General features: G+C 69.8%; 6 protein-coding genes. 3 read left to right on the forward strand and 3 right to left on the reverse strand.

Features of this window, described 5'->3' with window-relative positions; translation table 11 throughout:
• Positions 1–81 precede the first annotated feature (81 nt).
• Positions 82–597 carry a DUF1993 domain-containing protein gene (locus tag FJV41_RS46765; protein ID WP_141649109.1) on the reverse strand — a complete coding sequence of 172 codons (516 nt, stop codon included), beginning with the start codon at positions 595–597 and terminating at the stop codon, positions 82–84.
• Between the two features lie 138 nt (positions 598–735).
• Here FJV41_RS46765 and FJV41_RS46770 point away from each other — a divergent pair, with 138 nt between their 5' ends.
• Positions 736–1860 (forward strand): metal-dependent hydrolase, encoded by a 1125-nt coding sequence (locus FJV41_RS46770; protein ID WP_141649110.1) that lies wholly within the window; start codon positions 736–738, stop codon positions 1858–1860.
• Between the two features lie 467 nt (positions 1861–2327).
• On the opposite strand, the gene FJV41_RS46775 is transcribed toward FJV41_RS46770, so the two are convergent.
• A complete protein-coding gene (locus tag FJV41_RS46775) occupies positions 2328–3194 on the reverse strand; it encodes a 50S ribosomal protein L11 methyltransferase (RefSeq protein ID WP_141649111.1) in 867 nt (288 codons plus the stop codon).
• Positions 3195–3234: 40 nt separating this feature from the next.
• Here FJV41_RS46775 and FJV41_RS46780 point away from each other — a divergent pair, with 40 nt between their 5' ends.
• Together FJV41_RS46780 and FJV41_RS46785 are read left to right on the forward strand one after the other, a co-directional pair.
• A complete protein-coding gene (locus FJV41_RS46780; protein WP_141649112.1) occupies positions 3235–3597 on the forward strand; it encodes a hypothetical protein in 363 nt (120 codons plus the stop codon).
• Positions 3594–4559: a hypothetical protein gene (locus tag FJV41_RS46785; RefSeq protein ID WP_181791445.1), complete on the forward strand. Its 966-nt coding sequence runs from the start codon at positions 3594–3596 to the stop codon at positions 4557–4559. Before FJV41_RS46780 ends, FJV41_RS46785 begins: the two co-directional genes overlap by 4 nt.
• Positions 4560–4693: 134 nt before the next feature.
• On the opposite strand, the gene FJV41_RS46790 is transcribed toward FJV41_RS46785, so the two are convergent.
• Positions 4694–7294, reverse strand: a complete 2601-nt coding sequence (locus tag FJV41_RS46790) for a M16 family metallopeptidase (protein WP_141649113.1) — start codon at positions 7292–7294, stop codon at positions 4694–4696.
• Positions 7295–7583: the final 289 nt, after the last annotated feature.

Raw genomic sequence — 7583 nt, forward strand, 5'->3', positions numbered from 1 at the left:
GGCTTGGGCGGCGGATGAACGGGTGGGGGCTCCACGCGGCGGGGACGCTAGCGCGTTCGGAGCGTGGAGCCCAAGAGACGTTCAGCGCGGCTCGAAGGGACCGATGAAGTCCTGCTTGCCGATGCGCACTCCATTGTGGCGGAGGATGTCGTAGGCCGTGGTGACGTGGAAATAGAAGTTCGGCAGGCCAAAGGTGAACAGGTAGTCGTCTCCCTGGAAGTCGCGCTTGTAGTCCCCCGCCGTGAGCGTGACGGTGCGCTTCTCGCTGCCCTGGAGCGTCGAGGCGTCGATGGACTTCAGGAAGGCGACGGTCTTCGCGATGCGCGCGTGCAGCTCGTCGAAGGTCTTCTCGGTGTCCGGCATGCGCGGGGCGGGCACGCCGCTCAGGCGCTCGGCGGTGGCCTTCGAGGTGTCGCTGGCGCGCTGCACCTGGGCCACGAGGTTGAGCATGTCCGGCGCCAGCTTCGCGTCGAGCAGGGTCTGCGGGTCGACGCCGTTCTCCTTCGCGTGCTGGGCCCCCTTTTCGAGCAGGGTGGAGAGCACGTTGAGGGCTCGGATGAAGACGGGAATCGACGCCTGGTACATCGAGATGGACATGGAAGGCTCCAGGCCGTCCCGGGCGGACGGCGGTTCTTCGAGGCGCGACTGTCTAACGCGTCCCTCATTTTCGTGCCGGGCAGAGAAGGTGACGCGAGGTGTCGAGGTCCATGTGGGAGTGGAGTACCCTCAAGACGGATGGACAATCTCGCTCACTCGCTGGTCGGAGCCTGGATGGCGGAGGCGGGGCTGAAGCGCTACACGCCGCTGGCCACCGCGACGCTCGTCATCGGCGCGAATCTCCCGGACGTGGATGCTGTCTTCGCCCTCGCGGGCTCGGACGCCTCGCTGTACTGGCGTCGAGGCTGGACGCATGGGGTGCTCGCGCTGTCACTCTGGCCCTTCGTGCTCACGGGGTTGATGTTGTTGTGGGACCGCTTCGTGCGAAGGCGCCGACAGCCAGACCTTGCTCCCGCTCGCGCGGGGCCACTGTTGCTCTTGTCCACGGTGTCGGTGCTGAGTCATCCCGCGCTGGACTGGCTCAACACCTATGGTGTGCGGCTGCTGATGCCGTTCGACGGGACGTGGTTCTACGGTGACACGTTGTTCATCGTCGACCCGTGGGTCTGGCTGCTCGCGGGAGCGGCCGTCATCATGGCGGATGCGCGCACGCGGAAGTCCGTCGCGGGCTGGCTCGTGCTGGGCGTGGCCACCACCGCGCTCGTCACCATTCCAGGCTTCGTTCCCTGGCCCGCGAAGGTGCTCTGGGCCGTCGGTGTCGCGGCCATCCTCTGGCTGCGCTTGAAGGGCACTAACGTGGTGTCCACCCAGCGCGTGGCGACGGTGTGCGGCGTGGGTCTGGTGCTCTATCTGGGTGCCATCCTGCTGGGCTCCCAGGTCGCCGCGCCCAGGGCCCAGGAGTGGCTGAAGGCGCAGGGGCACTCCGTGGAGCGCGTCATCGCGGGGCCGGTGCCCGCGAATCCCTTCGTGCGAGACCTCATCGCCCTGGGGCCGGACCGCTACCACTTCGTCCGCGCGGACTTCCTGAGCGGCGGTGACGCGCACCTTGAAATGAGCGGGCCGACGCTTCCTCGCGAGCCCAACCCTGGTCCCGTCATCCAGGCCGCGCTCGCGGCGCCGCATCTGCGCGGCCTCGCCAACTGGCTGCGTCTGCCCACGTATCAGGTGGCACAGACGGAGGCGGGGTGGCGCGTCACGATTGATGACGTGCGCTACTCACGTTCGCAGAGCGGAGGACTTGGCTCCGCCGTGGTTGAACTCGACAAGGAATTGCGGCTCGTGAAGCGCCCGAACGTCGAGTAACCCTCCGCGCTCGCGGGCGCGTGGCCACACGCTGTCGTGCGCACGCCGCATCGAGGAGTCTCGCCACATCCCCGAAGGCGCCCACTCGCCAGTGGGAGCGCCGCGTGAGCCACATCGCCGAAGGCGCCCACTCGCCGGTGAGGGCGTCGCGTGAGCCACATCGCCGAAGGCGCCCACTCGCCTGTGGGGGCGCCGCGTGAGCCACATCCCCGAAGGCGCCCACTCGCCAGTGGGAGCGCCGCGTGAGCCACATCGCCGAAGGCGCCCACTCGCCTGTGGGGGCGCCGCGTGAGCCACATCGCCGAAGGCGCCCACTCGCCGGTGAGGGCGTCGCGAGAGCCGCATCCCCGAAGGCGCCCACTCGCCTGTGGGGGCGCCGCGCGAGCCGCATCCCCGAGGCGGAGCATCGCGGGCGCCGTACGTCTGGGCTCGCGTGGTCGCCGCACGCGAGCCCTCGCTCGGGCACTTCAGCGCTTCAAATCGATGCGCACCCACTCGCCCTGCGTCGCACCGGGCAGCACGGTGAAGCCCTGGTTGCGGTAGGCGGCCTCCACGTCCGCGCGCTGATGAGACAGCACGCCCGCGAGCACCAACCGGTCCTTCGCCTTGAGCGCGATGAGCGGCGCCAGCTCGATGAGCGTGTTGGCGAGGATGTTGGCCAGCACCAGGTCGAAGGTGCCTTCCACCGCCGTCAGTTCCTTGCCGGACACGTCGATGTCGGGCGTGCCGTTGTCCGTCAGGTTCTCCTGCGCCAGCTCCACCGACGTCGGGTCGTTGTCCGTGGCGACGACGCGCCCCGCGCCCAGCTTCTTCGCCGCGATGGCGAGCACACCCGTGCCGGTGCCCACGTCCAGGACGCTCGCGCCCGGATGGTCCGCCATGAACGCATCCACCGCCGCCAGACACAGCGAAGTGGTGGGGTGGTCGCCCGTGCCGAAAGCCATCTTCGGCTCAATCACCAGTCGCACCGCCCCGGCGGGGGCATTGCCCACGTCCCACGGCGGCCCCACCCACAGCCGGCCCACATGGACGGACTTGATGAGCGACTTCCACTCGTTGCTCCAGTCCTGCTGGGGCTGCTCGTCCAGGCTGAGCCGGGCGGAGGGGTAGGACTCGGCGACCTCTTCGCGGGCGGCCTCGGCCGTCTCGCGGTCCTCGAAGTAGCCGATGATGATGTTCTCGCCCACCGGCGGAGCCTTCACGCCGGGCATGGGGGGAGTCTCCCGGTCTCGTACCTCGAGGCCGAGCGCACCGGACTCGTGGAGGAGGTCCTGTACGGCCTCGGACGCTTCCTCGGGCAACTCCACGGTGAGTGACAGATAGGTCTGGGACATGCGGGCCCTTTTACCGCGCCGTGCGTAGCGTGGGAGCGCCGTGAGACACCTGTTCATCTTGTGGCCGCTGGCCTGGCTGACCGCCTGCTCCGGCCCGGAAGCGCCCGACGCCGCCGTCTGTCGGGATGTCGTCAACCGCCTCTGCGAGACGTCGGCCTGTCCCGGCGTGGCCGAGCAGCTCGCCGTGGACACCCGCTGCGAGGCCACCCTGTTGGAGCGGACCGGCTGCGGCTCGGAGGACTTCACCTTCTCCGTACCCACTCGGGAGCGGGTCCTGGACTGCCGGGTGCCGCTCATCCGGGAGGGGACCACCCCGGGGCGCACGCCCACTTGTGGGGATTCGGCCCGGTTCCTCGTGGACTGTCCGGACGTGACGACCTTTTTCCGGGGGGAAGTGCCATGAAGCGGTGGGTGGCGTCGGCGTTGGTGCTTTCGGTGGGGTGTACGCCCCTGGACATGGAGCGGCGCACCGAGCGAGGCCCCGTCCTGCGCACGTACCTCCAGGAGACGCAGCTCGGGGAGCGCATGCCCTTCGCGCGCACGGAGGTGCGTTGGCCCCAGCTCTCCCTGCGCTTCTTGACGGCGGACATCTGCCGCACCGAACAACATGCCGAGTACACCGAGGACATCATCACCACCCGCTCCGTGCCGGGAGCGGCGGGGGCGGTGAGCTCGGGGGGTGTCCTCACGGCCGTGGGTGGCTTCCTGGTGCTGGGGCGCACGCTCTTCTCCAACACACCGGACAAGGACTCCATCGACCGGAGTGGCCACTACGGTGCCCCCAGCCGCGAGGTGGCGACGACGTGGGGCGTGGTGCTGCTGTCACTGGGCGTGCCCGCGGTGGTGGCGGGCATCATCCAGCTCCACCGGGGCGGCGAGACGAAGGAGACGCGCAAGGCCGACGAGATGGTGGCGTTGCGTGAGGTGCCCTGTCAGCCGCAGCCCGCGGACGGCGTGGTGGAGCTGGCGGGCGGCAATGGCCCTCCGCCCGAGCCGCGCGCCACGCTGAATGGGACGCTGGTGCTGAGCGCCGACGAGATGCGGACGATGAGCTTCTCGGGCCTGCTGTTGGACGGAGCCCCGGTGCTACTCCATGACGAGGACCGCTCACGGATGGAGACCTTCCGCACCTGCGCCTCGCTGCTGGCCGCGCCGGTGGACCCGGAGGCACTGGCCCGCGAGGCCAAGACGCATCCGAACCGGCTTCGCACCAAGCGGGAGCTGGTCCGGGCCTGCACGACGCTGCCGGGGGCTCCGGCGGGGCCGTTGCTGGAGGCCATCGACTCCGCGCTCTCGCTGGGGACAGGCGTCGAGCCGGAAGCGAAGCCTTCGCCTCCTCCGCCCATGCCCGGCACCGACCTCTGAGTCAGCGCGGGCCACCCGCGAGCCCGGAGCGAGAATGCGAAAGGGCCCACCCTCGCGAGAGAGCGGGCCCCTGAGGCTTCGATGAGTTCAGCGTGCGTGGGGCCCACCCTCGTGGAAGAGGGCGGGCCCGCGACTCACGGACCGACGACGGTGAGCACGCTCTTGTCGAAGTCGATGACCTGACGCGCCACCTCGAGCACCTGGTCCGACGTCACCGCGGCGATGTGCTCCGCGTAGTGCAGGAAGTTGTCCAGGTTCAGCCCGTAGACGGTGTCCATGGCCATCATCCCCGCGCGCGCGCCGTTCCGCTGGAGCGCGATTTCGTGCGTGCCGATGAGGTTCTGCTTCGCCCGCTCCAGCTCCTCCTCGGGGATGCGCTCGTCACGGATGCGCTTCAACTCCGCGCGGATGCCGTCCAGGGCCGCGTCCACCTTCTCGGGGCTCGTGCCCATGTACGCGGCGAAGTAGCCCGGCTCGATGCCCTCGACGCCGAAGCTGCTCACGCTGTACGCCATGGAGCGCTTGTCGCGCAGCTCCACGAAGAGCCGGCCGCCCTGCCCGGACAGCACGCCCGACAGCGTCTCCAGCGCGTGGCGCTCCGGGTCGTTGATGCGCAGCCCCCGGAAGCCCATCACCAGATGCGACTGCGCCTTGGCCAGCACGCGCTTCTCCTGGCGCGCGGCCTCCAGCGGACCCTCGGCGGTGACCTTCGGCGCGGCGGCGGCCTTGCCTCGCGAGGCGCCGAAGTACTCCCGCGCTAGCGCGAGCACCTCGTCCACCTTCACGTCACCCACCACGGTGAGCGTGAGCTGGGACGGGTCCATGTAGCGAGCGTGATACGCGCGCAGGGCCTCGGGCCCCAAAGCCTCCACGGACTCCTTCTCCCCGAGCGTCGGCAGCCGGTACGGATGCGTCCGGTACAGCGTCCGGTTGAACAGGTCGAACGCGAGGCTGGACGGCTTGTCCTCGCGGGTGAGGATGTCCTGGAGCATCAGCGCGCGCTCGCGCGCCACCTCCACCTCGGGGAACGAGGGGTTGGACAGCGTGTCCGCGAACAGGCGGAAGGCTGACTCGAAGTGGCGCGAGAGGAACTCGCCCCGCAGGTTCACCGAGTTGCGCCCGCTCAACCCGCCCATGCTGCCCGCGTAGATGTCCACGAGCTGCGAAATCTCCTCCGCGTCCCGCGTCGGCGTGCCTCGCGTCAGGCTGCGCGACAGCAGCGTGGTGAGGCCGTTGTCGGCGGACGTCTCGTAGCGCAGGCCGCCCATGAAGGCCGCGCGCATGGCGAACAGCGGCACCGCGGGCTCCACGCGCACCATGATGGTCGCGCCCGAGGGAAGCTTCTCCGTGATGATTTCGCTGGGGCCCTTCGTCTTGGCGCCCAGGCGCAGCGAAGGCTCCCCCACGGAGACCTTGCTCGCCTTGCGCTCCGGAGGCGCGGCGACGGGGCCGCGCTCCACCCTGTCCAACACCGCGTGGACCTGCTCCTCCGTGAAGGTCGTGCCGTGCGGCAGAAGCCCGGTGACGGTGGCGTGGTCGAAGCGCAGGTACTTCTCCGCCGCCGCGCGCACCTGCTCCGCCGTGAGCGAGCGGATGCCCTCGTAGTAGCGCGCCTCCGCCTCCAGGCTGCCCATGCCGGACTGGTAGAAGCCCATCTTCCGGGCGATGCCCTGCACCGTCTCGCGCTGGTAGACGGCCTCCGCCTCCAGCAGCGCCTTCGCTGTGGACAGCTCGTCCGCGGCCACCGGCGTCACGCGCAGCGTGGCCAGCGCCTTCGAGGCCTCCTCCAGCGCCCGCTCGAGGTTGCCCGGCTGCAGCGTCATTGACATCGAGAACAGGCCCGGGTCCTGCGGCGTGTAGGAGAACGCGTGGATGTCGTTGACCAGGTTGTGCTTGCGCTTCACCTCGCGCGTCAGGCGGGAGGCATCACCCTGGCCGACAATCATCGCCAGCACGTCCATCGCGGGCGTGTCCGCGTGCGAGGCCTCGGGGATGGGGAAGGCCATGTGCAGCCAGGCCTCCTTCACCTCGTCCGGGCGCAAGAGCACGCGGCGGCCGGTGGGCGTGGGCTCCTCGGGACGCTTCCCCGCGCCCTCGTACGGACGGCCCCAGTCCCCGCCGAAAATCTCGTCCACCCACCCGCGCAGCTCCGCCTCGCTCAGGTCTCCGGAGACGGAGAGCACCAGGTTCTTGGGCGTGTAGTAGCGGTGGTAGAACTCCAGCACCTTCTCCCGCGTGAAGCTCCGCACGCTCTCCGCCGTGCCGAGCACCGGCAACCGGTACGGATGCGTCTGGAACACGGTGGAGAACAAGTCGCGCGACGCGCGCCGCGAGGGCGTGTCCTGGCTGCGCTTGATTTCCTCGCACACCACCTCGATTTCGCGCGCCAGCTCCTCGGCGTCGAAGGAGGAGCGGCGCACCGCGTCCCCGAGGATGTCCAGGCCCGTCCGGGCGAACTGGCTGGCGATGACGATGTGGTAGACGGTCTGGTCGTACGACGTCCAGGCGTTGATTTCGCCGCCGTGGGCCTCCACGTCGCGGGCGATTTCGCCGGGGCCTCGCCGCTCGGTGCCCTTGAAGAGCATGTGCTCGTGCAGGTGGGCCAGGCCCGCCTGGTCGGGGCGCTCGTCGGCGCTGCCGACCTTGACCCAGACCTGGAATGCCGCGACCTTGGCGGCGTGGTTTTCGTCGAAGACGACGGTGAGCCCGTTGGGAAGCGCGTAGCGGATGGCCATATAGGAGCGTCCGAAGCTGGCACTCGCCCCCCGGGAGGGCAAGGCGAGGTGTGATGTTTCCCCCACTGGCTAACGCCCGGGAGCCCCGGCGTCGAGGGGTCCGTGCGGCCTCCCAGCGTCCAGGAGCCCGAACCGACCTGTCTCGTCACGCGTCCCTGGTAGGCCGCGCCGCCGGGCGGTAACCTGCGAATGCCCATGCCGTCACCTCCGGAAGAGGTGGATCCGCTCGCGGACCTGCGCGACAGCCTGGACCTGGAGGACACTGGCGTCCAAGCGGCCCCCCCCGCCC

Origin of the sequence: Myxococcus llanfairpwllgwyngyllgogerychwyrndrobwllllantysiliogogogochensis (genome assembly GCF_006636215.1) — a bacterium.
Lineage (GTDB): Bacteria > Myxococcota > Myxococcia > Myxococcales > Myxococcaceae > Myxococcus > Myxococcus llanfairpwllgwyngyllgogerychwyrndrobwllllantysiliogogogochensis.